This is a genomic window from Paraburkholderia lycopersici (genome assembly GCF_900096975.1).
Lineage (GTDB): Bacteria > Pseudomonadota > Gammaproteobacteria > Burkholderiales > Burkholderiaceae > Paraburkholderia > Paraburkholderia lycopersici.
Genome location: NZ_FMYQ01000049.1, coordinates 1 through 26,425 on the forward strand (window position 1 = coordinate 1; position 26,425 = coordinate 26,425).

Consider the following 26,425-nt stretch of genomic DNA (forward strand, 5'->3'; position numbering starts at 1 on the left):
GGCCTACCAAACTGCCACGGCAACTTACCGTTCGACTTGCTTTCTCCTCATCGAGGAGTTTCTGGGCTAGGGGAAATCGAATGCGCTCGCCCAACATTCGGCTATTCCTCTTTGGACACAACGCTGCTCGTTAAGGGGCGAGTGGCCAGTCAGGAGAGAGTCGTGCGTTGGTATTTCGCACGAAACGGTTACTTAGTGGAGTCCGTCCTGGCGATCGCGAACGGATTGGAGATTCTGTCTTTGTCAATCGAATGACCGGCTACGGCGCAGAGTTGCCGCTTGGATGTCCGACCGGCGAAGTATGTGAACGTCGCTTCCTGGCCGAGCACAGTCCCGTTGCCGTAAAACAGCCCCTAGCTTGACTATGACGTGGTATCCCGTTGCACGTAGAAACCCCACACGCCGTTGGAAAGCTCAGTGGCTGCGAAGCAGACTGCCTTTCCCGGAATTGTGAGTTCATAGACCCATGCACGATGACGTTCGCTAGGATAAGCCGGGTGCGGAACGACAATGTGCTCCTGAGACACCCGTCGCCAGTTACCGGCATGCAACCACGGATTGATGCCATTGATCGAGAGAGGTGCGCCCTCAAATCCAACATGAATTGGCTTCCAGCCGTCGGTAAATTCTTCAGTTAGCATCTTGGTCTTTTGGACTCTCGATTATCTTGCCGACTATCTCGAACGACCGGTTGTGGCCGAACGGCGACGGATGTTCTGACATCGTCTGTCAGGTCAAATCCAGGTTTCTACACCTGATTCTCCATGTATTCTCACTAGTTCAGCTGGTGTACGCCGCAAGCCCGACCCGACGCCATGTTCCATGTTTGCTTACGCGACACGGGTATGAAACCATCAACCTGACCGAACGAATTCGAAAAACCAGTCGCTGACCTCGCCGCGACGGAGTCAGTGCCGCAGGTGGGATACAATGGCCACCAGGTCTTCAAGCATTACGGGCTTTTTCAGATGCGCATTAAAGCCCGCCATCCTGGCCTGACGTATGTCGTCCTCGCCGCCGAATCCGCTGAGTGCAATGCAGATCACCGATCGCAGTGCAGGCTCCTTGCGCAATTTGGCGACAAATTCCAGGCCATCCATACCGGACATGCCGAGATCGGATAGCACGATATCCGGGGGCGCAGCATCGAGCATGGTCAGTGCCTCCGCACCGCTCGTCGCAGTTTGCACCATCGCGCCTTCGCCTTCCAGCAGGAGCTTGAACGTCTCGACCGTTGTCGCATCATCATCGACCATCAGGATATGCAGTCCGTGCAACGATTCGGTTCCGGATCCATCGCCAACCGGCCTCTGGTCCAATGCCCGATGCGTCGGAAGCGTCACGGTAAAGGTCGCGCCGCGTCCAACTCCTTCCGAGTCCGCGCGCACGACGCCGCCATGCAGGGTCACAAGATCCTTCACCAGCGCGAGTCCGATTCCGAGGCCAGCACGACGCATGCTCGTGTCCCGGCTCTGCTGGTACATCTCGAAGACGTGAGGCAGCAGCGTTGAGGAAATGCCGCTGCCCGTGTCCTTCACCCTTAGAACGGCTTCGCGGTGCTCATTGACGTGTTGCGACACGGTGATTGAACCGTTCGAAGTGAACTTCAACGCATTATTTATCAGATTCCAGACGATCTGCTCTATGCGCGTCAGATCGGCATGAATGATGACCGGCACATCGCTCATGGAAACGTTGAATGCGATGCCGCGCTGCTCCGCCTCCGCGCGTACGGCGTCGGTGATGCGCTGGACGATCTCGCGCATGTCGACGATCGTGCACACCAACGAAAGCTTGCCGGTGCGCACACGCGAGATGTCGAGCAGGTCGTCGATGATCTGCGCCTGCCCGACCACCGTGCGGCGAATCGTATCGGTCGCCCTGGATATCTGCAGGCTTTGCCTCGCCTCGGGTGCGCGCGCAATCAGTTCCGCGCTCGCCGAAATCAGATTGAGTGGATGCTTGAGTTCATGGGACACCACGGCGAGAATTTCATCGCGGCGCCGCTGGTCGTCGCGCTCGCCGGCGTCCTGACCCGCCCCGGTACGCTCGCCACGCGCGGTCGTCGGCGCCGCGCGCAATTCACCAAGGTCGCGGGCAATCTTCGCAAATCCGCTGATGCCCGGCTCGTCCAGGCGCGAGAGCACCCCGCTCGCAAAGAAACGCGTACCATCCTTGCGGACGTGCCAGCGCTCTTCTTCCGTGCGCCCGTTCAAACGCGCCTCTGCGAATTCACGCTGAGCGACCTCATTTACGCGGTCGTCTTCGGTCGAGAGGATATCCGCGGACCGGCCGATCATTTCCGCCTCGGTGTAGCCGAATATGCGCTCCGCGCCCGCATTCCAGCTGGTGATCAAGCCGTCGTCGTCGAATGTGATGATCGCGTAATCTCTGGTACCCTCGGCTACAATGCGCATACGCCGCTCGCCTTCGCGCAGCCGGTCCTCCGCCTGGCGTCGGCCCGTGATGTCGATAAAGGAAAGCACCGCGCCATCAATGCGATCCTCTGTCGTCCGGTACGGCACAAAGCGTGCAAGGTACCACCGTCCGTCGTTGCTTCTCAACTCGCGCTCGATAAGACGCAATGAATCGAAAGCCTCGGCGGCGTCGTCGGCGAGCTTGTCATATTCGAGCCGATGAGTGATATCAAGCAAGGACCGGCCGATGTCCGAAGCAATGATGCTGAACACATCCGTTGCACGCGGCGTATAACGCTTGATGCAGATGTTGCGATCGACGAAAATCGTGCCGATGTCGTTTGCAGCAATCAGGTTCTGCAGGTCGTCATTGATCTTTCCTGTTTCTTCGACCTTCGACTTGAGCTCCGCATTAACCGTAGTCAACTCTTCATTGATTGACTGAAGCTCTTCCTTGCTGGTTTCGAGTTCCTCTGTCGCTGAACGAAGCTCCTCGTTGATCGCCTGCAATTCCTCGTTTGACGCCTTGAGCTCCTCCGTCGAGGTTTCCGACTGCTCGATGGTCGACTGGAGCTGCTCCTTGGTACGCTGCAGTTCGCGTTCAAGCTGACTGATGATGGGGTCTTTCTGGGCATCGCCTGTCGCGGTCTCCGATCCGCTCATGCTGTCCTCGACTTCGTCGAACAACACGAGCACGAAGTCCGCGTTGGCTTCGGGATCGTGAACGGGACGCGTCGTCATGTTCACGAAATACGAGCGCCCATCGCGCTCGATGCGCACCCGGCGTGCCTCCACGCTTCGATTTGTGTGCAAGGCCTGATATATCGCGGTGCGAAGCTCCACCCGCAGCTCGGGACGCACTGCGGCGACGATGTTATGGGACGGCTCCCCACCGGAGTACTGAAGAAAGCGTCCTGCGCGATCGGATAGATGGACGATCTCCGAGTCGCGGGTGACCAGCACGCTGGGCGGCGCATATTGTTCGACGAGACGCTGGTGAAGATCGCCAAACGAGAAGCGCCCGCGCCCCGCCGGCTGTACAGTCGCCACCACGGGCCGCATATTCACGGCTCCCGAGAACGCGACAGGAACAGGCGCGTCGCCGCGCACCGCCAGGTTCGCGCGGTAAATGCGATTGCGCTTGTCGACGACGCTGAACATCGAGCTGACGCTATCCGCGGACTCAGAGCTGCCGAGAAAGAGGATGCCGCCGGGACGCAAGGCGAAATGGAACATTTTCAGAATTTCGATCTGCGCTTCCCGGTCAAGATATATGAGCAGGTTGCGGCAGCAGATCAGATCCAGACGCGAGAACGGCGGATCGCTGAGGACGTTGTGATGTGCGAACAGCATGTGTTCGCGCAGTTCCTTCTTGATGCGAAAGTGCGCGGAATCTTTCGAAAAGAACTGGCGCACGCGCCCGGGCGCGATGTCGGCGAGAATCGAGTCGGGATAGAGACCGATGCGTGCGAAGGAAATAGCCCGTTCGTCGATGTCGGTAGCGAATACCTGGAAAGAAACGCCGTCGGGCGATCTGAGTGATCGATCCTGCATCAACATTGCGAGCGAATAGGCCTCTTCGCCGGTTGCGCAGCCAACGGACCAGACGCGGATGCGGTCGCCCTCGCCGCGCCCCTCAAATACACCGGGAAGGACGTCACGCTCAAGCACTTCGAACGCTTCCTTGTCGCGAAAAAAGTTCGTCACGCTGATCAGCATGTCCTGAAGCAGCGCCTGCGTCTCTTCAAGATGCAAATGCAGGTAGTCCCGGTAAGCCTGGAGATCAGTAATCCCGTTCACCTGCATGCGGCGTTCGATCCGCCGAATGACGGTCGCGCGCTTGTAATGACGAAAGTCGTGCGCCGTACGGGTGCGCAAGATGACCATGATCTCGCGCAGCGCGCGCTCGGCGGCCTCGTTGACGGCGCGCTCCCCGTGCTCGAGATCCGGCAGACGAATCTTTTTCTCGGTCGACCACAGATCCAGCAGCCGCTGCGGCATTTCCGCCGCAGTGAGCACGAAATCGACCATACCGGTGGCGATCGCGCTACGCGGCATACTTTCGTATTCGGCTTCGCAGGGATCTTGCGCAAACGCGATGCCGCCCATTTCCTTGACCCGCGAAAGGCCGGCGGAGCCATCCGCGCCTGCCCCCGACATTACGATACCGACCGCCCTTTCGCGGTGCGCCTCGGCGAGCGTGCGGAAGAACAGATCGATAGCGGCGCGGCGCCCTCCCTCGGGCTGACGCCTCGGCTCGACCCGCAAGTAATCGTCCACCATTGTCAGGTCAAGCGACGGTGCGATCAGGTAGACGTGATCCGGCTCGATGGGCGTCGGCCTGGTCACTTCCAGAACAGGCATCGCAGTCGCCTTGCGCAGCAGCTCGGGCAGGGTGCTCTCGTGATCGGGGGCGAGGTGAACCACGACGACAAAGGTCATTGACGTATGCGCGGGCAAGGCCTCGAAGAACTCGAGGAGCGCGCTCAGGCCGCCGGCCGATGCTCCGATCCCGACGACCGGATGTTTTGCCTGTCCAGGCAGATGGTGCCCACGTTTTCTCGCCATCGCTGGCCTGTCCTGTTGGAAAAGTAACGTCCAGGCCGCAACCCAAGGCCAGGAATGTCTCATGCCCGGATAAATACGTCTAATTCACTATTATCTCCCAGCCGGCTCAGTCACGAAAGCTTGGCATATGATTCTCAGGCCGCTTGAGCGCGGCGACATCCTTAGCGGGCTCAAGGCGCGCCCGACCGGACGCAATCCGCGCCGCCGGTCAATTCAACCAGCCAGGCGGAGAGCCTTGCGAGCGGGAGAACATAATCTGCGTAAGGTGCCGCGTGCCTGGGCATATCGCTGGCAAATGCGTCATCCGGGTCCTGAACGATCGTGGTTCCCCCAGAGGCACGAATCGCCGAGAGACCCGCTGCACCGTCTTGCAGCATGCCTGTCAAAACAACACCGATTGAGCGTGCGCCCAACGTTGAAGCCACGCTGCGCAAAAGCGGATCGATGGCGGGCCGGGCAAAATTTTCCTTGGGGCCATGCGAAAGGCGCAGGCACTCGCCATCCACGAGTAGATGGAAATCCGGCGGCGCCACGTAGATTCTGCCGCGCTGGAATTTTTCACCGTCTCCGGCATGCACGGCCAGCAGCGGGTCGGCCGTGCTCAGAAGCGACGGCAGAATGCTTCCATGCGCGCCCACATGTTGCACAATGGCAATAGTGGCGGGCAAGTCGTCCGGAAAACCGGCCACCAGGGTCCGCAACGCATCGACCCCGCCCCATGACGCGCCTATCGCGATGAAGTCCTTGCAGGTCAATTTGTTTCCTTTCGAGCAATCACAGCCGAACAGCAATTGTCGCGCCAGATGTTGAGGCGCGCGTCCTTTTATCGTCCCATTCAGGATCCGGTTTCGCGCCAGTGGGTGCGGTCTTCATAAACTGATTGCTCGTCAGGAACGCGTCTACGGATGGCTACCCTCGGCGATGCAATTGTATGCCGTGCGGTACAGCGGGCCCCCATCCTGTAGTTGGCGTCACACGTGCCCTGAAACGGATGGAAACTTCGCATTATCGGGTCGTATGGGCCGCCGGGTTGCACGCTTCGGTCGCGTAACCGGAATGACCGGATCATATTCCGGATCGTCCTGAACTGACTGGCGCGGTCGCGCCACGCACTCTTAGCGCTGTTGCGAAATTAAATTTCGAGGCGGTTAACCTTTCCGGGTGGTGTTAACTTCGTGTCTTGTTGTGCCCAACCGGAAGCGATGCCGAAAGAACTTAAGACGGCGAATTGTGGTCACTCGTCGAACCCCGCTGCCTGTGCGAGCACCACACAATCGCCAGTATGCGGGCCGCAAACCGACACTCGACTTCGCGGTGCTCACGGGCCCGTATTCGTGCTGCGCTCGGGCATTGCATGGAATCTGCTCCCGCAAGAAATGGGATATGGTTCAGGCACCGCTTGCTGGCGAAGTCTCGTCGCACAGTGGGAGGCCGGCGTTTTGCAACGCATCCACGAAGCGTTGCTGGCTGAAGTGCGTCGTCGTGGTGAAATCAACCTCTCGCGTGCACCGGTCGGCACTTCATCAGTTCGCGCCGCCCTAGGGTAAAAAACCGGCCCGAATCTCACGGACCGGCGCAAGCCCGGCAGCAAACATCACCTCATCGTCGACGCGCGAGGCATCACGCTCGCGGTCATCCTGAGTGCAGCAAACTGTCACGACATTACCCAACTCGATGCGCTGGTCAATGCCATTCCACGCATCCGGGGCAAGCGGAGACGTCCGCGGCGCAAGCCGCTAATCGTGCAGGACGGGGCGACCGGCGCCACAGTTCTGGAGCCCATAGCAGGCAGCGCTTGCGCGAGGGAGCATCACGCCGATGCTCGCAAAATCGGCGCGCCGCACGGCAGTGGGCTGGGGCAAATATGTTGGCCAGCGGGACGTTCGATTGCCTGGCTTCACTCATTTCGAAGACTCAAAGTTCGTTACGAACGCTACGCTCATGTTCACGACGCCTTTTGTCTTTGGCTTGTGCCTTGATTTTCTGGACGCGTCTCAAGCCTCTGCTTAACTAATTTCGCAACAGCTTCTTAATCGTAACGTCGCTGGAGCACCGGTGCGTCGCCGCCTGAACCGGGTGCCGGCGCACGTCCGGCTCCGGCACCCCGTGCGGCCTGGCAACTACGCACCATCCCCAAAGGCGCGGCTTCTCCAGACGGATTCCGGTCGGCATCCGAAGCGCTATCGAACCTGGCCGTCGCCCTCGTCGTCAAAAAGCCGGTGGCGTATCGCATAGCGGATCAAGCCGTTGTCGGTGGTGCTCTCCATCTTTTCCAGAATATGAAGTTTGTGTGTGCTGACTGTCTTCACGCTGAGGTGCAACTCATCAGCAATCTTCGTAAGACTCTTGCCCTCGGCAATAGCCCTGAAGATCTCGAACTCGCGGTCAGAGAGCCGCTGATGCGGCATCGTCCCGACGGGCTCATTCAGGTTCTGCGCAAAGCGTTCGGCCACTGACCGGCTCATATACACGCCACCGGAAGCGACTTTCGTAACCGCTCCAATCAGTGCCCCACTTGCAGAGTCCTTTGTCAGGTAGCCAGATGCCCCCGCCCTGCAAGCGCGGACTGCGCTGTCCTGGCCCTCGTGCATGGTCACCACAAGAATCCGCAAGGGAGGCTGCTCCTTCCTGATCTGGCTGATAAGTTCCACCCCGCTCCGCCCGGGCATGGACAGATCGAGCAGAAGCACATCCGCGTCGGTGGAGCGCACCATCGCGAGGGTTGTCGCACCGTCCTCGGCCTCGCCGGCGACTTCGAAGCCACCGGCGTTCTGCAAGATATGGCGCAGGGAGTCGCGCATCAGCGCGTGGTCGTCGGCCAGCAGTACCTTGATCATGGTGTGATGCTCTGGAGGAGAATTGCATCGCAACGGGCAGGATGGGCTTCGCTCAATCCGTTCAGCGCGCACCCAGTTACGGTTGCACCAGAGGCACCAGAGATTTCTCAGGAAGCCTGATTGCAATGATGAACCCGTGCCCGGGCGTGGTATCGAGCCGCATGCGCCCGTCAAGGCGTCGGACGCGCTCCCGCATCCCGCGCAACCCGAGGGCGGATGCGGGGAACAGCGCATCGGGCAGCGCACCGATGCCGTCGTCCTGAATGCGCAGTATGTACGTGCTTCGGAACCTGTATAGCTCGATGCTTGCGTGAGTGGCCCTGGCGTGGCGAGTGATGTTCGTCAGCGCTTCCTGGACGATCCGGTAAATCGAGGTCGCGGCCTCCTCACCGAACGTCTCCGTTTTCACACGGACCTGGCATCGAACCGCAAGACCCGATCTGCACCGGTATTCTGAAGCGAGTGCTTCAATCGCGGCCCCAAGCGCCATTTCGTCGAGTGGCATCGGACGCAGGTTGAAGGCAACGCGGCGCACCGCGAAGATCGCCGCTTCGATGCGCGACTGGAGATCGAGCATCGCTGGCGCAGGAACGTGTTCGCGGTGCCGGACCTGAAGTGCGCAATCCAGTTCGCCAAGCTGGATCTTCATCGCGGCGAGCTGTTGACCTAGTTCGTCATGGAGAGCCTGGGCGATTTCCTTTCTCTCCCGGTCCACAGCTTCCTGAACCTGCAGCACGACATCGACCTGGTCCGCCGAATCAACCAGGCTGCCGTCGCGGCGCAGCGCAGGCTCCTCTCGTGTGCATGTGAAGCAAAACGCCCGGTTGCGCGCTCCTGCAGACCGGTATCGACCGATGATGGCGTCAAGGCTGCACTCGAACGTCGACAGGAGCGCCTCAGCCTGCGCCGTGCTATGCGAGGCGGCGCGCAAGGACTGCACGCGCCGACGCTGTTCGTCGACAAGCGTGGCGGCCAGCGACCACGGTTCTCTGTCACCCGAGAGATTCCGTTCCATTCTCAACGCCTCATGGGATGAATCACGCGCCCGGCAAGACTGAGGAAAATAGCAGATTGTGCGAGGTCCCGCTGCAAAAACCGTCCAGACCTCTGTCCCGCACGGCAGGAACACGATGCTCGTCCCGATCCAGAAAAAACCGGCTCCCGCAGACAACTGATGCAAATCAACTATACGCCCACGTTCGGAGAACATCGTTACCGTTGTCACGAAGCGATCGAGTAAATCATGAATGGACGAATCATTGTCATCGGTGCGTCATACGGCGGGTTCGAAGCACTGTCGCTGCTGATCGCGCAACTGCCCGCAAACTTTCCGGCGCCTGTGTTTATCGTTCAGCACCTGGGTACCAGCAGCACAGGAGCACTGCCGCGAATCCTCGGCCGAGCCGGGTGCTTGCCGGTAGCACATCCCCACCATGGCGAATTCATCCGGGGGGGCAGGATCTACGTTGCTCCCCCAGAGCAGCACATGCTTGTCCAGCAAGACCACATCGAGCTATCGCACGGCCCTCGCGAAAATCACTTTCGTCCGGCTGTCGATCCGCTGTTCCGGTCTGCGGCCTTTGCCTACGGACCCGCGGTGGTCGGCGTGGTGTTAACCGGGCACCTTGATGACGGTACCGCCGGGCTGATGGCTATCAAGGATCGAGGGGGAACCGCCGTGGTACAGGAGCCTTCGGAGGCGATTGCGCCATCAATGCCTGCAAGCGCGCTGTCTAGCGTATCTGTCGATCACCGCTGCACCCTCGCGGAAATGGGCGCACTTCTCGTCACGCTTGCCAATGACGATGCGACCACACCCACGCTGGTTTCAAATGACGAGCTTATCGCCACCGAAGTGAGCCTCGCGGAAGGTAACCTTGCCGGCGCCATCTGGTCGAAGTTCGAAGCAATGGCTCTGCCAAGCGGCCTTACCTGCCCGGATTGCCAGACTGCGTTATTCGTATTGCGTGACCGGCGCACGATCCGCTTCAGGTGTCGCGCAGGACATGCATTTTCGGCACGATCACTTCTTTGTGCGCAAGAGGAATTGAGAGAGAGCAAGCTTGCCGCGCTGTTCGGAACACTCCGCGAAGCGGCGACGCTCGCGAGACTCCTTCTGGAAACACGTGCCGCCCAGAATGCGGACTTTCGTGTCGCACTCAGCACCAGCATTGACGCGGCGGAGCGGGAGGCAGCACAGGTGAGCGAATGGCTGCGGACCACTTCCGGCGCCGGGTCGCAGCTTGATGCCAGTATGGCTCAGCTATTTCGCACAACGATGACATGACGAACCTCACTGGGAACGGATTGTTGACTGAACGCCGGACTTGCAGTCGGATATCTCTCGCCCACCGCGCGCAATGTCAGCGTATTGACACGTCAGCCTGCCAGCGGCGGCCCGGCGTAAGTCGTGACCGGTTGAAAATCCCGTCACGACCCTGCGACTGGAACTCGGGACCGCATAGCTTGCCCGTCGTGAACACGCCCGCGAAGCGGCCGGAAGATCAGGCGTTCCGCTAGCATAACGGTACTGCCGGGACGCGATGGCGACGGCTGCGACAACATCACCAGATTGCGTCAACGGCCACGGCTAATCTACGTCAGTCACCAACCGATCCGGGACGTTTGCGCTCTCGCTGCGTCAGCCATAGTCGGCCAACGGTGGGCGCATGCAGCCTCGACAAAACGTTCCATTTCTCGCACTCCGCACCTTCTGGCTCCATCTACGATATGGGCATCGGTAGCCTGTGCGATATATCGCGCTGATCAAACCGGCGATACGCGTGATCGCGGCAACCCGCTACCTGTGTGTTTCCTGTCGTGTGCGTAAAGCCTCCGGATCATCTGTTGCCCGGTTATTGACACGGATACATGGGAATATCCGGGTGTAATGGGCTCCACATCCGCCAGTCCTTTATGCAATAACGCGCGAAAATCTTCGCAGTCTGTTTCAATCTGGTCTGGTCTACTCGCTGCAACCATGAGCGTGGCAATCTCATGAAGGCTCAGCATTCCGAAATCCTCCATACCATTGATCATATTGGTCGAACCGTCCCGTGCACTATGCCAATCCAGATCGTTTCAGCACATTGGAAAAGTTGCCGCATTTGTATAGGAATTCGCGTACGCGTGTAGGGAAATTCCGAATCAGCAGATGATTTCAATTTGTCGTCGCAAACCTTACCCGACGGGGCGGCTCGGCTGGTCAACCTCCTCTGAGAAGGGACAGGCACGCGCTCATACCAAAGGTGTCCCGGCGCTTTCGTAGCGCCTATGCCAGCCGGCCGCCGCTTCGAACGGCTCGATCAAGCTGGTTTCATCGAGGTGGAAGCCAACGACCAGCACGCTTTGCGCGAAGATGCTGGTGTAAGTCGGGATAAGGCACCGCTCGGTTCGATCACAGACCCGATTCATGACCTGCGGCGCTTCTTTTCGATATGCGGTTGGCGCAGCGCGATGAGGCTCAGTTCGTCGAGCGGGTTCGCGGCCGCGTGCAGCAGATCGTCGAGCGCAACATTGCCGATCAGCTCGCCCTGCCCATGCCCCAGTTCATTCGACAATCAGCTTGTCCACCACGCGTCGCACGCCGCGCGTCGCCCACGTGGCACCGCATGCCGCACGCCGGTCGCGCAGCGATGACACTGTGCCGCTCAGTGTGGCTACTCCGTTCTCGACCGTGATGTGAATGCCCGCGAACTCCCGTTGCGCGCGGCGCGCGAGCGCCGCCGAAATGTGTTCGGCAACGTGGGCCACGTCGCCGCTATTGCGCACGGCGACCTCGTTGGTGACGCCCATCACGCCGCGCATGCGGCTCACCACCTTCTCTGCCAGATTGCGCTGATAACCCCAGTCCACTACGCCGCTCAGCGTCACGCAACCTCGCTCCACCTCGACGTGAACCTGGGTCTCGGCGAGACCCGCTTGCCAACGCAGCGCGAGCGCGATAGCTTCGGCGAGGTCGACATCTGGATGCGGAACGGCCGGCGGCGGCTCGATCGTGAGTTCGATGGCAATTGCGCGGCAGCCGGCCACGCGCTCGACGGCTCGCTGGATCGCCATCTTTTGTGCGTAACTGGGCACCGCGCCTGACAGTGTCACGATGCGGTCCTGGACGCCCACTTCGACGCGCGCCGCATCGATCGCCGGATCCCACAAGAGTTCGCATACCACGTCTTCGCGCAAAGCTTCATCGGATTTCATTGCCGCCTCCTTTTTGAGCGTTTTGCCCGGTTGGACCATTTCAAGCATCGCTCGGCGGGATCCCGTACCGCTGATGTCGATCAATCAAATGCGCGCGGCGCCACCTTTCGCTCCGTAGGCACGGGTGCGCTAAGGCAAGCGCCAAGGCGTGCGCAGGCGGAATCCCGCTTCTCTTGATTGGATCAGACGGCAATTTGCCTGAGCGCGCAAGCCTGCCACATAGATATTCAGTCCCGCAGTGAGATGGTGCGGGCGAATTCCAAATTGGCCAGGATCTTTTGATCCATGCCTCGCATATGGTTCTGAATGGTGTTTTCCAGCGCAACGCTTTCCGGTGTTTGCCGAAGTTGTAGCTCTGCACGAAGGCCAGCACATCAGTGCGCAGCTACTCCACGCTGCTGTACTCGTACGCCTTGATGGTCGCGTCCTTGATCGTTCGATTCGTGCGCTCGACCATGCCATTGATCCAGGAGTGATATGGCCGGGTGCATTTTTGCCTGATGCCGTTGGCCACGCAAACGCGCTCAAAGATGCGCCCGATTCTGGTGTGAGCCATGCCACCACGGTAGTCTTCCTGCTCGGAAAGGCTACGCCGTTGTCTGTGAGCACGGTATGTATCTGGTAGGGGAATGCCTCAATCACCCGCCGCAGAAACTGCGCAGCATTGGCTTTGGTTGCGCGGTCAAAGAAAGCCACATGGGTGAATTTGGTTACGCGGTCAACGGCAACAAACGTGTGCTGCTTGCCGCTCGATATCTTCATCTCAGCGCTGTCGATATGCACAAAGCCAAAGGGCGTATCTTCAAACTTCCCTCGCCTGAGGCGATTCTGTACAGTCGGCAAACGGCCGCTCACAGCCTCGCCTTGAGTGCGTTGTAACCGGAATTGCCAGCCAGCGCCGGGGCGCGATCCGATGCGCCCAGCAGGCAGGAAAGCTCAGTTTCCAGACGATGCTGTGCAGTCTCCTGCAACACCGCGACTCCCGCATTGGCATCAAGCACCGTTGCGAGCAATCGCGCATTGTGTCTCGTGCTGTGCTGCTCGACATCGAGTAGTTCGGTGACCGCCAACGGGCGCTGCCCGTACACCGGAACCACGATGGCCAGCGAAGCATTGACGTCCGTGTCGTCAATACGCGGCAGCAGCGTCTGGTCGCTCCCCGCCGCGAAAAAACTCAGCGTGGCAAGTGTCGCGTATCCCTTGTTCGTCTGGCCTTCCCCTGGGCACCCGGTTTGCACGGCATTCGGCCCGGTGATGGGCCGCTGTATCGCTTACACCGGCGCTCTCGTGAAGCGCGCTCCCTTGAGTGAGAGATCGAACATCAGCCCCTGCTTCGTCTCGATGAAGCCGACGATGGCCGCACGAGACGTATTGGTATCAAAGCTGCCGCTCTTTCCGGTCTTCAGAAATGCCACTGATCCGTCCACGCCGACTGTCCATCCCTTGCTGTTGCGGAACCGGTCAAGCGCTTTTTGGGTCAGGAAAACAAGAATGACGCTCTTCGATTCAAAGCCCAGTTGCGCTCCCACGGAGGCCGTCCTAGCGTTGTAGTACATGTTCGGTTCACCGGCGACACAGAGCACACCGTGTCCATATTCCGTACCCAGTATCGCGCCGCCGGCACGGACATCCGGAAGAACGAGAACCCCCTTCGCACCGGCAATGAGTTCGCGCGTTTCGGGTAGCTTCACATAGAGTGCCTCTAATGCCACTGCGGCATCCGCGTCTGTCTGCTGCAGCAGCATTGCTGTTGTTTGAGGTACTGCGGCCTGCTGGGCAAAGGCGGTTGGCGTAAATGCCGTTACCGCCACCAGTGCGAGGGCGCCTAGAGTCCGATTGTTGAACATGATGATTTTCCTCATCGAAAAAATTCAGCATTCACTTCGATTTGAAAAACTAACGTCTTTCAAGCCGTGCCAACGCAACCGGGTTCGTTTGTTGCGCTCGGCCGAACGTGCCTTGGTTACTTGTCACTTTTGCTTGCTCAACGATAGCGGTCGGCACGTTCAATATTTGCATCGTAGTACTGATATATTTTTCGTTCACTCACTCGTTCGAAACCGTCGCAGTTTCCGTGATCCGGATCGATCACGTCCGGATCTCGCGCGTCACGGACGGCAATACAGTCCAAGATCCCTTGCCGACATCATCCTGGCTGCTGATGATGGCCACTTGACTTCGATCAATTGTGCGGCGAGCGCGTGGCCACGAGCGTATGCAGCCCCGTCCCGCACGTCGCTCCAGCCAGTCGGCCGAATTTCCTTTGATCCAGATTAATCACGGCCCCTGCAAGCGGGCGCCTACTTACAAAGTGCCCAAGCGAACCACATACGGACTTGCGCCATACCCGAGGTGGGTCAATGAAGACAAACGCAGTTTTGACAATCCTGGTGGTGCTGGTGATGGCGGCGCATGGCCAGTCGCCGGCCCAGGCACAGATGCCGCCGTCGATGCCGGTGCCTGTGCAACAGACAGCGCCTCAGATCACGCCACAGGAACTCGACGCAATGCTCGCGCCAATCGCGCTCTATCCGGACCCGCTCGTCGCCCAGATCCTGATGGCCGCGACCTACCCGCTCGAGGTGGTCGAGGCCGACCGGTGGCGTCAGGAGCCTGCCAACGCCTCGATCGAGGGTGAGCAACTGACGAGCGTCCTGGATCAGCAGGCATGGGATCCCAGCGTGAAATCACTCGTACCGTTTCCGCAGATCCTGCATATGATGGACAGCAACCTCGAGTGGACAGAGCGTCTTGGCAACGCATTCCTCGACGACGAGGCGGCAGTGATGGATTCGGTCCAGCGCCTTCGGCAACGCGCAGAGGCAGCCGGCAAACTCGTATCGACGCCGCAGCAGGTCGTGTCCACAAATGACGGCGTGGTTGTGATCGAGCCCGCCAACCCCGACATCGTCTACATCCCCGTCTACGATCCGATGGTCGTCTACGGCGCATGGCCGTATCCCGCCTTCCCGCCGTTCTACTTTCCCGAGTTCTTCGGTGGCGTGATCGTCGGTGGCTTTGGCTTCGGCTGGATCGGCTTCGCTACCATAGGCCCGCTGTGGGGCTGGAACCATTGGGACTGGCGCCGGCACCACATCAACCTCGACCGTGACCGCTTCGGCGCACTCAACGGCCATCGCCCGCCGCCCGGCGGTGTCTGGCAGCACGATCCGTCTCATCGCCTCGGCGTTCCCTACCGCAGCCTCGGCGGGCGCAGCCGCTTCGGTGAGAACGGCGTGCCGTCCGGCGACGCGAGCCGCATGTTGCGCGGCTACCCGCCGCGCGTTCCCGCACCGTTTCATCCTGCGAATGCCGCCGGACAGCCACCGGCTCCGGCACGGCGCTTCCCGCCGACGTTCGAATCGTTCGGCCCTGGCTCCGACGCCCGTGCCGCAGCCAGCCGAGGGCACGACAGCCGCATGTCGATGCCCGGATACGGCGCGCCGCACATGTGGGCGCCGCGCGGTGCCATACCGTCTGGCCATGGCAGCAGGAGGTAACCCGCTATGGACAGACTCAAAACCGGAAACAGCCGCCCGGAGAACGACATGACCCACCAGAGCCGGCCAGATGCGCTTCGTGCCTCATTCCCCAGATGCGTTGCGCGCGTGATTGCCGCCGTCACCGTGACGGCCGCCGGATTCGCGATGTCGGCTGACGCGTCAGCCCAGCGTGCTTTCCGGTCCCCGGACGAGGCGGCCGCAGCGCTAGCCGCGGCATGGCAAGGCGGCAGCACCGAGAGCCTTCTTGAAATATTCGGCCCGCAAGGGGAGAAACTCGTGCGCTCGGGCGATCCCATCGCCGAGCGGCTCGCAAGGGAACGACTCGCGTCGGCCTATGCTGAGCAGCACCTCCTGGAAGCCGAAAGCGACGGCAAGGCCCAGATCGTCCTGGGCAAGAACGCTTGGCCGTATCCGGTTCCCCTTGTCAAACGGCGCGACGGCTGGGTCTTCGACGTCAAGGCAGGTTCGGAGCAGATCCTGGAGCGCCGAATCGGCCGCAACGAACTGGACGCAATCGCGGTTTGCGGCGCCTATGTGCGGGCTCAATACGACTACGCTGCGCGCGATCCCGCCGGCACGGGGCTGCACGAGTACGCACGAAAGGTCGCGAGCACGCAAGGGCAGCACGACGGACTCTACTGGCCGGTGTCAGGGGACAGCCCGGAGAGCCCGCTCGGACCGCTAGTTGCCACCGCCGAGGCACAGGGTTACGGGGCGGCCAGCGCCGCGGGCCAGACGCCATTCCACGGCTACTACTACCGGATACTGACCCGCCAGGGCGTGCACGCCGCCGGCGGCGCGCGGGACTACTTCGTTGATGGGCACCTGACGGGTGGCTTCGCCCTGCTGGCGTTCCCCGCGAGATATGGCGACTCGGGCGTAATGACCTTCATCGTGAACGAGTCCGGTATCGTCTTCGAGAGAAATCTTGGCCTGGACACCGCGAGCGTCGCCGCGCACATCACGCAATTCGATCCCGACAGGTCGTGGAAGGTTGTGCGGCCCTGAAACCGGATGCTCAGCGTGAGCACTGGCCGAACACTGTACGCTGGAGAACGGCGAAAGATGCGGCAGCCCGAGAAAGGCCCCGGTTGTCTTCTGCGCTGGCCGATCCATGCGCTCACCACGTCAATGTTTTGCCGATCGGCGTCGCGCAACCAGCGCCCTCTCACCAGCGACCGGGAGAGTGCAGCAAGCGCGAGTCGACCTGATGTTGCAGCACTGGCCGCAACAGCAGCAGCAAGCTGTTGAAGCCAACCCATGACATCGCCATCAAAGTCGGCGGCGCAAACGCAGGCATGAGATTGATCAGCAACACGATGACAAACGGGAGCGCCAGTGTTTTCACGTCAATCCTCCGCGAGCGCATGCACGGTCGGCTGGTGGCGAACTCAACGAAACCCGTGCCCCGGCCTCGCCTGGCCACGCGTTACGGGCTTCGATCTCGCGTCGTCAGTATTCGCGTAGTCGTTCGCGCTGCTCTCGGGTCAGCAGCGCGTCGATACGCTTATGTTCATCCGCAGCGATCCCGTACATCTGCTTGCGCAGGTCGCGCATCGTGGCGTAACTCGCGTCGATGGCTGCCTGGTCACGCTTGGGAGAGGCATAAAGATCGCGAAGCGTCGACTGTTCATCGAGCATCTTGCCCATCAGTAGCCACCTGTCTTTGCGCGATTGATCGACGATCGCATTCATGCGAGTTTGCTGGTCGTGCGACAGTTTCAGGCCGGGATCCCAGCCCGCATGGTCGACGCCACAACCGTAGCCGTTGCCGCCCATCATTCCCGGGCCACCCATGCCCGAGTCCATCATTCCTGCACCCATGCAATCGCCGTCGCAACCTCCCATCATTCCAGGGTCGCCACCGTATGGCCCGTTGCCGTTAGCGGGCAGATTACCGCCTTGCTGTGCGAGGGAAACTGCAAATGGCGAAGTAACCAGCACTGCGACGACGCAAAGGCGCAACACACGCAGGGTGGAAATTCTGAGATTCATCGAATACCTCCGCACCCAACCGAACAGCGTTCCGTATAACCGCAAGCTCAGCGTATCGGGCAGCGGAGAGACGCGATTGATTTGTGTCAATTCACGACACCCAGGGGCCTGCGCAGCAACGCATGGATAGAACGGCTCGTGTTTGTCAACGGTGCTCTCCGCGTTGTGTACACTACTCGCCCCCTGCTTCCCTTCGGTACCTGGCCGCCTATACGTCTCATCCATCTGCAAAGGCGGGCCAGCCAGCCCGCCGGGCGCTAACCATGATGCGTCGGCGCATCCGTCCCGAGGGAAACCTGGTTGTCGGCTGGTGGCACCAGCAAAAGTGGAACCGATGTCAATCTCAGTGTCCGTTCAGCGACACTGCCGAGCAGCCAGCGCGTCAGGCCGCGTCGCCCGTGTGTTCCGAGGAGAACCAGCTGCGGCTTCCAGTGCCGCGCGTCGCGGTCAATCGCATGCGGCACATCGTCATACGCGCTCCTGGTCCTGATGATCGCTGTCTCCACGACCCGCTGACTTTGCTGACCGTCTGCGGCAAGTTCGTCGCCGGCCATCTTGAGGGCAACCTCGCCGCTCTTCACCAGCGAATCTTCGAGCTGCTCTTCGAACGGCCCGGTCCCCCGTGCAAGCAGTCGATCAACGACATAAACAACGCGCCAATCCGAGCGTGGCGCCACAAGCCTGGCACCGGCACGCAAAGCGTTCAGGGACGCGTCGCTCCCGTCGGTCGCGAACAGAATCCGCGAAGGTGGACCGTCCAGCCCACCTTCGTATTCGACCGGGATGATCAGAATCGGCGCGTGAAGCAGCCGCGCGAGCGGCGCGGATACCTCGCCCTCCACCCAGCGCAACAGGGCCCCATGATGACGTGCTCCGAGCACAACCAGATCGGGGGACGATTGCGAGATCGCCTCGGCGAGCGCGTGCACAAGGTCGCCGCCTACCCTGCAAAGGTCGATGAGTTGGCCTTCGACGTTCGCGCCGCAGCCATCCAGTTCGGTTTGCGCAGATTTGATCGCTGCCTCTGCATCAAGTCGCAGTTCGTCCCTTGCCGCCTCGAGTTGCGCTCCGGCCCAGCCCCCCAGCGGCACAAGCGTGCGAGGGTTCTCGGCCACGGCTACCACTCGCACCGTAGCACCCGGACGCAGGAGCCTGCGCAGGTACCGTAGCGCTGCGGTCGACGCCGGCGTGGCATCAACAGCGACGAGGATCCTCGCGAAGGGAAAGGGCGCGTTTGCGGCAGTCATTTCGGGCCTCACGGTTGATAAGGGATATTCGTTTTCATGCTGCCGTGGAGCTGTCACGGGCATTTGACGCAAATCAACGCACTTCGCGGCGGGACCCTCAAGGTGTGCCGTGTGAATTTGCGCAGCAGGCCATGTTGCACTAACCCGTTTCCAGCACATCATGAAGCTTCCCAGCGCAGTCTCCCCAGTCGACCGAATATGGCGTGCTTTTCCCATACGCGACCTATTCCGATCCTTTAATGCGTTCCTGCTAGCCGTTTGTGCCACCACCCTGGTCGCGGGACTGGTCTGCTGGCGCGCGGGCTCGCCTGATGTGGCACGCATGGTCTGGCTTGCAGGCCCGTTGCCCATGCTCGCCGCGCTCACTGCCTCGATCCTTGCTGCACTGCGCCGACGCGAGGCCGGGATTGATATTCTTGCCGCGCTGGCCATTGTGTTCGCGCTGCTTCTGAACGAATGGCTGACGGCCGCCGTCATCGCGCTGATGCTCGCGAGCGGCAGGACCCTGGAAGACTACGCACGCGCCCGGGCGCGATCCGAAATGACTGCCTTACTGAGCCACGCGCCGCGCGAGGCGATTCGGCTCGATGCCGGCGGGTGGATTTCCACTCCGCTCGACCGTGTCGCAGCGGGTGACAGCCTGCTCGTGCGCCATGGCGAAGTCATCCCTGTCGACGGAACTCTGACCAGTGCTGCCGAACTGGATGAATCGACGCTGACCGGCGAATCGCGCTGCCGGGCGTGCTCACCCGGCGAAGTGGTCCGAAGCGGTGCCGTGAACGCGGGTTCTCCGCTCGAGATGGTCGCGTCCGCCAGTGCCGCCGACAGCACTTTTTCCGGGATCGTACGGCTGGTTGAATCGGCCCAGCGAGCGCGTAGCCCCGCGGCACGGCTCGCCGATCGTTACGCCCTTGGATTTGTCGGCTGCACGCTGCTTGTCGCCGCGGGTACATGGATGGCGAGCGGCGAGGCGATGCGGGCGCTCGCGGTGCTCGTCGTTGCAACGCCCTGCCCGCTGATTCTCGCGGTGCCAGTCGCGATTGTTTCGGGCATGTCACGCTGTGCGCGCCGCGGCGTGCTCATCAAGGACGGAGCAGCGCTCGAACAACTCGCGGTTGCACGCACCCTGTTTTTTGACAAGACCGGAACGTTGACCGCCGGACACGCGCGGCTCGTAGCGATTGAGACTGGCCCGGCGGAGATCCCGGAGCGCGTGCTGCGCCTTGCGGCCTCTCTCGCGCAGGCCTCGGGACACGTGATTTCCGATGCGCTTACATGCGAAGCCCACGCACGCCAGCTCCCCCTGTCAGCGCCACAGGGTGTGCGTGAAACACCTGGCGCGGGAGTCGTGGGAATCGTCGACGGTCACACCGTTGCCATCGGATCATTTGACTTCGTGACCGCTACGGCTCCCGCGGCGCCCTGGAGCGAGCGGCTTGTGCGCCGTGTCGCCTATGAAGGTGCATCGGCAGTCTACGTCAGCAAGGACGGCGTCATGATCGGTGCCATCCAGATGGCCGACCGGATCCGTGCCGATACACCTCGTGCACTCCGGCTGCTCAGACGGGAGGGCGTCACGCGTATCGAGATGTTGACCGGCGACCGCGCCGACGTCGCAGAAACCGTCGGAGCGATACTCCAGGTCGACGCGGTGCATGCCGGCCAGACGCCAGCGGACAAACTCGCTGCCATCCAGAAAGCGCGCCATGACGGCCCCGTCATGATGGTCGGCGACGGGGTGAATGATGCGCCTGCTCTCGCTACAGCCGATGTCGGTATTGCGATGGGGGCTCAGGGAGCAGCTGCATCGTCGGAGGCGGCCGACGTAGTCCTGCTGGTTGATCGACTGGACAGGCTTGCCGAAGCGCGACGAGTGGCACAACGCTCCCGCCGCATCGCGATCGAGAGCGTGTACATGGGCATGGGACTCTCCCTCGCCGCAATGGGTTTTGCGGCAATCGGCGCCCTGCCCCCGCTGGCCGGTGCGGTGCTTCAGGAGTTCATCGACATCGCCGCGATCGCAAACGCCCTGCGAGCATTGCGGCTTCCCTCCACGGGACCCCGCAGCATCCTGTCGCACGACGACGCCGACCAGTTCAAGCGCGAACACGCCCAACTTGAGCCTGTGATCGAACAGATCCGGCAGCTTGCCGACGAGATGCCGGGTTTGCCTGCGACCGCGGTTAAGTTTCGGCTTGCTGATCTGGGTGAACGGCTCACACGGCAACTCATACCTCATGAGAAGCACGACGATAGGCATGTCTACCCGCGGCTCGCGCCACTGCTGGGCGGCGATGATCCACTCGCATCAATGAGCGCGGCGCACCGCGAAATCTTCCATATCACGCGGACACTCAACCATATGGCGAACGACATGCCGGCCGGCGGCCCGGATGCCGACTGGTTGCGTGAGATCCAGCGCATTCTGTATGGCCTCTACGCGATTGTTCGCTTGCACTGCGAACAGGAAGAGGAGCTCTTTCACACACTCGGTGATAGCGCGTGACTGGACGGCGGACTTTCGCCGCTATCGCCTTGCCGCGTGTTCCGCAGCTCCGTTCCGAATCGACTTCCCACATCATCTTGTATTCGATGTTTCATTTAACGGATGGAGAAGCGCGTCGATAACCCGATCGGCAAAGCCTCTCGAAAGGCGGCTAACCAGGTAAATCCTCACCCACCCGACGAGGCAAAATCATCGACTTCTCAGCCTGCCGATAACGTCTGGTCTCTGGACTATTGTTCCGCCGAATGGCCGCCGTATTCCTGCTGTTTCATTTGCATATACTGCTGCCCGATCGATTTCGTGGAGCTGTCGCGGATATTGTTCGCTGGCGCTGTACCCGCTGTGCCAATTGCTCATGCGTTGCTCCATCAGCATGTCGGAACTGCCCGACGGCTGGCCCAGCCAGGCATCGATAGCCAGGTAGTAACGCACGGTATTGCGCTCTACGAGACCGCGCATACCTTTGGTTTTCCTCCGTTCTCCCGGATGGGTTCATTAGCCCGCAATGCTCTGTTCGAACTGAACCGGGGATAAGAAAGTTCGGTGTTGAATGTCGGCGATGCGGGTTATTAAAGCGCTCGATGTAGTCGAATACGTCGGCCCGCGCCGCATCCCTCGTGCGATAGATGCCTCTCTCTTCAGCGTGCTGAAGAAGCTTTCCATCGCGGCATTGACGCCCCTATGTCAAGCAGTGCGTGCTGAATCGGCCAGGTCGGCCAGAATGAGCGCGTACAGTTCCCTTACGATATAGCGCTTCAGGCAGCGGTGAATTTCCTTGTTCGACATGCCTTCCCTGGTTCGCCGCTCGACGTACGCCCGGGTTCCCGGATCACTGCCCATGCGTACCATGGAACCAATCCCCGATTCCTAATTTTTTTGTGTAAAGAAACTCTAAAATGGATGCTCATGCACCGCTTAAAGTAGCGATGGCTCGATCAAAATCAGCAATGCATTAGCCTCCATCATCGTGCCGAGCCTCACGATTGCCCCTCTGCAGCAGATGACGGCTCGTCAAGTCGACGCGCCTCAAGCTTCGGCATCAATCACGCCATCGGTTGGTGCAAACTGAGCAATTCGGTCAATGTCGCTGCGGCAGCGCATCATGGATTGCTTCACACCTGTACCAAGAGCATCGAAATCCATAGTCCGATGTGGAAAGCGGTGATGGCCGTAACGGGCCAGCCACCGTGTAATCCCATAGGTCAATCAAGTCAAAGCGGTCGTTCAATTATCTGTGGTCGGCTTTTCCGCGTTGGTCAGTCCCATCTCAACGTTGGAGAATTCCGTCATGCTCACGGAGCCGTCGTTGTTGGTGTCCATGAGTTGCATCAATGCCTGTGAGGTTGCACTATCCGTATCGGATTTGGTGTTACCGAGTGCCGTATAGAGTTCGGAGTCCGAGACCGAGCCATCGCCATTCGAATCGAGATCGCCGAAAAGCGTAGCAGCTGATGACTGGCTTCCGCCAAGGTTCCCGATCTCATTCTCGAAGTCGGATTCCGATATCGCGCCGACATACCGATGCTTGTTCTGGTCGAAAGGACGGTGGTTTTCCTGACGGACCTGTGCCGCGACCGCTTTGGCAATTTCGCCGGGATCGGTCATGCCCGGTGGAATAGTGAAGGTGCCGCTCCCAAAACCAATACCTTGAGCATTCGCATCGGCAATCACCTGTGCACCAGCGCTCAGGTTGACCACTGAAGACGCGGTGGACATATCGCTGCCGGCGCTAACCGAAGGATTGGCCGAACTTGCACCTGCGGGAGGCGCTGTGGTCGAAGCTGTCGCCAAACCTCGCTGCTGCGTCGTGCCGGTCTGTGTGTATTGCGTGGTGTCGCTGCCGACAGATGAAATTGCCATGAGAATCCCTGATCTGATGTACCGCACGCGGTACGATTCGATGCATGCTTTGGAGGACAGGTAAAGGCATTGCTATTGTGACGTGAACCCACATCGGCCTACGCTGCCCTTCTGTCATTTCAAAGATGACAATCCGGCATGCATGACGCGAGTCCGAAGATGAGTATCTGAAAACGGAGCGCGTATCGAGCGCCGATTCAGGGTGGCCCCGTGACGTGGCTCGCGCATGCAGAATCTCGCCGTGGAAGCCGTCATGAGCGCCGTGTTGACGATTGCAAGCGATGTAATCGTCAGCAGTGTCCCTGTGTAATCGCGCTGTGCCCTGGTGGAAGCAACCGTGAATCCCATCATGTGTGCCTGGCTGTCAGGATCGACCAAGCCTAAGACTCCCATCACGAGAGCAAACACTCCCAAACCGCCGATTACCCATCTTGCGATTGACCAGCGTACGCGCACTGCAAACTCCCTTCATAATGTAAACAATTGATTACTTGCATTCAACCTAATCTCAACCCACTCATTTGTCAACATACGTTTACATGGTCGAGACCAACGAACAATCGGAACCGAAGTTGCGCGATAGAGAACGTACCCGAGCACGGATATTGAGTGCTGCTCAAATCGCCTTCACAAAGCTGGGTTACAAAAATTCGAATATGCGAGACATTGCGGCGGAAGCGGGGATCAACGCATCACTAGTGATTCGCTACTTCGGGTCGAAGGAGGAACTCTTCGAAAAGGCGATTGAGGAGGTCTTCGACCTTGGCCAGGCGTTTGCAGGCATAGACAGGCAAACGCTGGGCAAGGCCATTGCCACACGGCTTTTCTCCCGCGCACAAGACACTGACTTGATGGCAATGATGCTGCTTGCAGCAACGGATCCATCGATGAATGAAAGTGTCCGCCGGCTGGCAAGCGCACGGATGCTCCGACCGATGATGAAGCTTATTGGTGGAAAGGATGCGGAACGACGTGCCACCCTCATATTGGCCATCGTGACGGGAATTTGGGTTTACCGGTTTATGCTGCCGCTGAAAACCGTATCAGCACGCGCGGGCGCGGATATCGTCGACCAGATCGCACAACTAATTCAACAGTTAGTCGATGGTGAAGACTGATCATACGACGACGAGTCAAGAGAGCCCCTCGGCAGTAAACGGACATCCTGATCGGAGTACGGTAAGCAAACCAACCGGACATGAAATCGGCAACGCCGATCCGGGAGCGTGTTCAGCAGTCTGGAGACATGCAATCCGATCACCTGCCTCACAAAAATCCACAACGGAGCCAATGAATGGCCTTTGACGAACGAATGCTAAACGGCATGAGCGTGTTAGCCGCAGTCGCCAGCAATGGCAGCTTCGCAGCTGCCGCAGAGGCGCTGAACATGTCACAACCGGGGGTCAGCCGTGCAATCGCGCGGCTGGAGGCTCGCCTCGATGTTCGACTCTTCGAACGTCACCCTCGCTCCGTGACATTGACCGATGAAGGACGCCTTCTTTACGAACAGGTTGTACCGTTGCTATCCGCACTGGAGGACGCAGCCGAATCGACGGTCAGTCATAAGTCGACCGTGAGAGGTCGCTTGCGTGTCAACGTTCATCCCTTCTTTTCAAGCTTGGTCCTCGGTCCGCGCCTCAGCGAGTTCCTGACAGCGCACCCCGATCTGAAGCTGGATCTGGTGACACGTGACGAACTCGGCGACATGGTGGCAGACGGCTTCGACCTGGCAATACGATTCGGCGAGCCAAGATCGTCGTCGATGATTGCGCGCAAGCTTCTTGATACGTGTGTTCTGACCGTTGCCGATCCTTCGTATCTGAAAAGGTATGGCCACCCTGCCGATCCGCAGGCATTAAAGGACTCACATCATGTCCGGATCGACTTCCGTAATCCAGAAACCGGGCGACCTTTCCAATGGGAATTTCACCGCGGTGGAGAACGTTTCCAGTTGCATTCGGAGGGGCAGCTCATGATCAACGATGTCGGCACGATGCACTCCGTGTGCCTGGCCGGATACGGCATTGCGCAGGTAATGGAACTCGGCGTGGAACACCTGCTCGCAAGCGGACGCCTGGTGAATCTGTTTCCGGAATGGACCGACGAAAGATTCCCGCTCTACGTGCTCTATCCTTCGCGTAATCACATGCCGGCCAAGACCAATGCATTCCTCGACTTCGTGTCGTCAATCGTAGGCAATCCACGATAAGGCAAGATACCATTACAGCACCTTACCTCACGTTTCGATAACATTAACAAGCTGACTACCAAGGCAGCGTGTTATCGAACCGGTCGATAAACCGAAGCCCCGCTCTTCCTTGATTCCGGGCAACCGCATCGACGACGAGTGGAATACTTTCATCGATCGAAAAGGTTGCGTCCGAACCTCCCATCTCCGTCCGTACCCAGCCCGGAGCAACAAGCAGAAGCGCGCGGCGGTTATGCGGCCGATGGCCGAGATAGCACTTCATGAGCATGTTGAGAGCAGCCTTGCTGGAACTGTAAAGATCCCAGAAACCATCGTTGTTCTCAATGCTTCCAAGCTCCGACGACATCACTGCAATCGTGCCCTTAGCCGCAACGACGTCTTCAAGCGCCTCGATGAGTCGCACTGGACTGAACGCGTTGACGAGCATCATATTGAGGAAATCCTGCTCCGGCGCACTCGACGGCGTTAGTTCGATGGAACGGGCGATGCCCGCATTGACGAACAGCACATCGAGAGTACGGCCGTCCAACCGTTCACGCAAATTTTTCACGCTAGTCGCATCGGAGACCTCGATCCCGATCTCAATTTGAAGGGTGTTCGGATAGTGGGTCTTCAGTTTATCCAACTGGTCAGACGGGCTTCGCACGGTAGCGATCACAGTCCAGCCACGACGCGCGTATTCCTCGGCAAGCGCCAATCCCAAACCACGAGATGCCCCGATCACCAAAACGGTAGGTTTTTGTGCCATATCCAGACTCCAAAGGGTTCAATTGCCAACCGACCACCTTCAGTGGAGCCGGATGACCATAGAGGAAAGCCACGTGCGTCCGCATTTTTCTGGAGTTCCCGTAGCCGATGCCTCTATTCTGGGTCCGTCAAGCATCACGAACTATCCATCGGCCATCATTACTGATATGCCAGACTGGCATCGCCGACCATCGAACACAAACGCGCCGGCCGCAGCTTCATTTGCGTATACAAAAGCGCATACAGACCAGATAAATTAGAAACTTAACGTTAAAATTTCAAATATATATTTAAATTAAGAGCGGCTAACACAACCTGGACGTGAAGCCATGAAAG

Annotated in this window: 20 protein-coding genes and 6 pseudogenes; 8 read left to right on the forward strand and 18 right to left on the reverse strand. The window is 59.8% G+C overall.

Annotated features, from left to right (window positions below; translation table 11 throughout):
- Nucleotides 1–255: hypothetical protein (locus BLU17_RS33565; protein ID WP_218137059.1), on the forward strand; the 255-nt coding region annotated here is incomplete at its 5' end.
- Between the two features lie 653 nt (nt 256–908).
- Here the strand turns inward: BLU17_RS33565 and BLU17_RS31105 are convergent.
- The gene (locus BLU17_RS31105; protein WP_092006295.1) at nt 909–4,985 is read right to left on the reverse strand and encodes a CheR family methyltransferase; all 4,077 of its coding nucleotides are present in this window, start codon (nt 4,983–4,985) and stop codon (nt 909–911) included.
- 170 nt (nt 4,986–5,155) lie between these two features.
- A complete protein-coding gene (locus BLU17_RS31110; RefSeq protein WP_092006298.1) occupies nt 5,156–5,740 on the reverse strand; it encodes a chemotaxis protein CheB in 585 nt (194 codons plus the stop codon).
- Nucleotides 5,741–6,213: 473 nt separating this feature from the next.
- Here BLU17_RS31110 and BLU17_RS31115 point away from each other — a divergent pair.
- Nucleotides 6,214–6,999, forward strand: a pseudogene (locus BLU17_RS31115) (IS5 family transposase).
- A gap of 166 nt (nt 7,000–7,165) precedes the next feature.
- Here BLU17_RS31115 and BLU17_RS31120 read toward each other — a convergent pair.
- Both BLU17_RS31120 and BLU17_RS31125 read right to left on the reverse strand, forming a co-directional pair.
- Nucleotides 7,166–7,822 carry a response regulator gene (locus BLU17_RS31120; RefSeq protein WP_092006301.1) on the reverse strand — a complete coding sequence of 219 codons (657 nt, stop codon included), beginning with the start codon at nt 7,820–7,822 and terminating at the stop codon, nt 7,166–7,168.
- A gap of 76 nt (nt 7,823–7,898) precedes the next feature.
- Nucleotides 7,899–8,837, reverse strand: a complete 939-nt coding sequence (locus BLU17_RS31125; protein ID WP_176929252.1) for a sensor histidine kinase — start codon at nt 8,835–8,837, stop codon at nt 7,899–7,901.
- A gap of 228 nt (nt 8,838–9,065) precedes the next feature.
- Here BLU17_RS31125 and BLU17_RS31130 point away from each other — a divergent pair, with 228 nt between their 5' ends.
- Nucleotides 9,066–10,109, forward strand: a complete 1,044-nt coding sequence (locus BLU17_RS31130) for a chemotaxis protein CheB (protein WP_092006306.1) — start codon at nt 9,066–9,068, stop codon at nt 10,107–10,109.
- Between the two features lie 950 nt (nt 10,110–11,059).
- Here BLU17_RS31130 and BLU17_RS33430 read toward each other — a convergent pair.
- From BLU17_RS33430 to BLU17_RS31150, 6 genes and pseudogenes are all read right to left on the reverse strand, one after another.
- Nucleotides 11,060–11,236, reverse strand: coding sequence for a hypothetical protein (locus BLU17_RS33430; RefSeq protein WP_176929253.1), 177 nt, complete (start codon nt 11,234–11,236; stop codon nt 11,060–11,062).
- Nucleotides 11,233–11,382 carry a hypothetical protein gene (locus BLU17_RS33435; RefSeq protein WP_176929254.1) on the reverse strand — a complete coding sequence of 50 codons (150 nt, stop codon included), beginning with the start codon at nt 11,380–11,382 and terminating at the stop codon, nt 11,233–11,235. Before BLU17_RS33435 ends, BLU17_RS33430 begins: the two co-directional genes overlap by 4 nt.
- Complete coding sequence (locus tag BLU17_RS31135) at nt 11,372–12,022, reverse strand: BON domain-containing protein (protein WP_092006334.1); 651 nt, start codon at nt 12,020–12,022, stop codon at nt 11,372–11,374. Before BLU17_RS31135 ends, BLU17_RS33435 begins: the two co-directional genes overlap by 11 nt.
- Before the next feature lie 216 nt (nt 12,023–12,238).
- Nucleotides 12,239–12,868: pseudogene (locus BLU17_RS31140) on the reverse strand (integrase core domain-containing protein); the annotation flags it as partial.
- Nucleotides 12,869–12,873: 5 nt separating this feature from the next.
- On the reverse strand, nt 12,874–13,260 hold the full coding sequence (locus BLU17_RS31145; RefSeq protein WP_092006309.1) for a hypothetical protein: 387 nt from the start codon (nt 13,258–13,260) through the stop codon (nt 12,874–12,876).
- 33 nt (nt 13,261–13,293) lie between these two features.
- On the reverse strand, nt 13,294–13,869 hold the full coding sequence (locus BLU17_RS31150; RefSeq protein ID WP_218137060.1) for a lipid-binding SYLF domain-containing protein: 576 nt from the start codon (nt 13,867–13,869) through the stop codon (nt 13,294–13,296).
- Nucleotides 13,870–14,382: 513 nt separating this feature from the next.
- On the opposite strand from BLU17_RS31150, the gene BLU17_RS31155 reads away from it, so the two are divergent.
- Nucleotides 14,383–15,522, forward strand: a complete 1,140-nt coding sequence (locus tag BLU17_RS31155) for a DUF3300 domain-containing protein (RefSeq protein WP_092006314.1) — start codon at nt 14,383–14,385, stop codon at nt 15,520–15,522.
- 6 nt (nt 15,523–15,528) lie between these two features.
- Nucleotides 15,529–16,533: a DUF2950 domain-containing protein gene (locus tag BLU17_RS31160; RefSeq protein ID WP_092006317.1), complete on the forward strand. Its 1,005-nt coding sequence runs from the start codon at nt 15,529–15,531 to the stop codon at nt 16,531–16,533.
- Nucleotides 16,534–16,619: 86 nt separating this feature from the next.
- On the opposite strand, the pseudogene BLU17_RS31165 reads toward BLU17_RS31160, so the two are convergent.
- The 3 genes and pseudogenes from BLU17_RS31165 to BLU17_RS32840 form a co-directional block, all read right to left on the reverse strand.
- Nucleotides 16,620–16,873, reverse strand: a pseudogene (locus BLU17_RS31165) (hypothetical protein); the annotation flags it as partial.
- 104 nt (nt 16,874–16,977) lie between these two features.
- The gene (locus BLU17_RS31170) at nt 16,978–17,520 is read right to left on the reverse strand and encodes a Spy/CpxP family protein refolding chaperone (RefSeq protein WP_176929255.1); all 543 of its coding nucleotides are present in this window, start codon (nt 17,518–17,520) and stop codon (nt 16,978–16,980) included.
- 257 nt (nt 17,521–17,777) lie between these two features.
- The gene (locus BLU17_RS32840; protein WP_342713891.1) at nt 17,778–19,199 is read right to left on the reverse strand and encodes a universal stress protein; all 1,422 of its coding nucleotides are present in this window, start codon (nt 19,197–19,199) and stop codon (nt 17,778–17,780) included.
- Here BLU17_RS32840 and BLU17_RS31180 point away from each other — a divergent pair.
- Nucleotides 19,117–21,273, forward strand: a complete 2,157-nt coding sequence (locus BLU17_RS31180; RefSeq protein WP_245747106.1) for a heavy metal translocating P-type ATPase — start codon at nt 19,117–19,119, stop codon at nt 21,271–21,273. The two genes, BLU17_RS32840 and BLU17_RS31180, sit on opposite strands and share 83 nt — an antisense overlap.
- 230 nt (nt 21,274–21,503) lie before the next feature.
- On the opposite strand, the pseudogene BLU17_RS34135 reads toward BLU17_RS31180, so the two are convergent.
- The 4 genes and pseudogenes from BLU17_RS34135 to BLU17_RS31185 form a co-directional block, all read right to left on the reverse strand.
- Nucleotides 21,504–21,735 (reverse strand): annotated as a pseudogene (locus BLU17_RS34135) (hypothetical protein); the annotation flags it as partial.
- 33 nt (nt 21,736–21,768) lie between these two features.
- Nucleotides 21,769–21,945 (reverse strand): annotated as a pseudogene (locus BLU17_RS32845) (IS3 family transposase); the annotation flags it as partial.
- A gap of 12 nt (nt 21,946–21,957) precedes the next feature.
- A pseudogene (locus BLU17_RS34710) lies at nt 21,958–22,125 on the reverse strand (IS110 family RNA-guided transposase); the annotation flags it as partial.
- Between the two features lie 372 nt (nt 22,126–22,497).
- Complete coding sequence (locus BLU17_RS31185) at nt 22,498–23,133, reverse strand: EF-hand domain-containing protein (RefSeq protein ID WP_143189389.1); 636 nt, start codon at nt 23,131–23,133, stop codon at nt 22,498–22,500.
- 539 nt (nt 23,134–23,672) lie between these two features.
- Between BLU17_RS31185 and BLU17_RS31190 the strand changes: the two genes are divergently transcribed.
- Both BLU17_RS31190 and BLU17_RS31195 read left to right on the forward strand, forming a co-directional pair.
- Nucleotides 23,673–24,251: a TetR/AcrR family transcriptional regulator gene (locus BLU17_RS31190; RefSeq protein WP_092006336.1), complete on the forward strand. Its 579-nt coding sequence runs from the start codon at nt 23,673–23,675 to the stop codon at nt 24,249–24,251.
- A 176-nt stretch (nt 24,252–24,427) separates the two neighbouring features.
- Complete coding sequence (locus tag BLU17_RS31195) at nt 24,428–25,342, forward strand: LysR family transcriptional regulator (protein WP_092006328.1); 915 nt, start codon at nt 24,428–24,430, stop codon at nt 25,340–25,342.
- 55 nt (nt 25,343–25,397) lie between these two features.
- On the opposite strand, the gene BLU17_RS31200 is transcribed toward BLU17_RS31195, so the two are convergent.
- On the reverse strand, nt 25,398–26,090 hold the full coding sequence (locus BLU17_RS31200) for an SDR family NAD(P)-dependent oxidoreductase (protein ID WP_092006331.1): 693 nt from the start codon (nt 26,088–26,090) through the stop codon (nt 25,398–25,400).
- Nucleotides 26,091–26,425: the final 335 nt, after the last annotated feature.

Coding starts and splice junctions, on each gene's coding strand:
- BLU17_RS31105 (WP_092006295.1), bottom strand. CDS start 4,985: ATGGCGAGAAAACGTGGGCACCATCTGCCTGGACAGGCAAAACATCCG.
- BLU17_RS31120 (WP_092006301.1), bottom strand. CDS start 7,822: ATGATCAAGGTACTGCTGGCCGACGACCACGCGCTGATGCGCGACTCC.
- BLU17_RS31125 (WP_176929252.1), bottom strand. CDS start 8,837: ATGGAACGGAATCTCTCGGGTGACAGAGAACCGTGGTCGCTGGCCGCC.
- BLU17_RS31130 (WP_092006306.1), top strand. CDS start 9,066: ATGAATGGACGAATCATTGTCATCGGTGCGTCATACGGCGGGTTCGAA.
- BLU17_RS33430 (WP_176929253.1), bottom strand. CDS start 11,236: ATGAATCGGGTCTGTGATCGAACCGAGCGGTGCCTTATCCCGACTTAC.
- BLU17_RS31135 (WP_092006334.1), bottom strand. CDS start 12,022: ATGAAATCCGATGAAGCTTTGCGCGAAGACGTGGTATGCGAACTCTTG.
- BLU17_RS31150 (WP_218137060.1), bottom strand. CDS start 13,869: ATGTTCAACAATCGGACTCTAGGCGCCCTCGCACTGGTGGCGGTAACG.
- BLU17_RS31155 (WP_092006314.1), top strand. CDS start 14,383: ATGAAGACAAACGCAGTTTTGACAATCCTGGTGGTGCTGGTGATGGCG.
- BLU17_RS31160 (WP_092006317.1), top strand. CDS start 15,529: ATGGACAGACTCAAAACCGGAAACAGCCGCCCGGAGAACGACATGACC.
- BLU17_RS31170 (WP_176929255.1), bottom strand. CDS start 17,520: ATGAATCTCAGAATTTCCACCCTGCGTGTGTTGCGCCTTTGCGTCGTC.
- BLU17_RS31180 (WP_245747106.1), top strand. CDS start 19,117: ATGCTCGCCGCGCTCACTGCCTCGATCCTTGCTGCACTGCGCCGACGC.
- BLU17_RS32840 (WP_342713891.1), bottom strand. CDS start 19,199: ATGGCCAGCGCGGCAAGAATATCAATCCCGGCCTCGCGTCGGCGCAGT.
- BLU17_RS31185 (WP_143189389.1), bottom strand. CDS start 23,133: ATGGCAATTTCATCTGTCGGCAGCGACACCACGCAATACACACAGACC.
- BLU17_RS31190 (WP_092006336.1), top strand. CDS start 23,673: ATGGTCGAGACCAACGAACAATCGGAACCGAAGTTGCGCGATAGAGAA.
- BLU17_RS31195 (WP_092006328.1), top strand. CDS start 24,428: ATGGCCTTTGACGAACGAATGCTAAACGGCATGAGCGTGTTAGCCGCA.
- BLU17_RS31200 (WP_092006331.1), bottom strand. CDS start 26,090: ATGGCACAAAAACCTACCGTTTTGGTGATCGGGGCATCTCGTGGTTTG.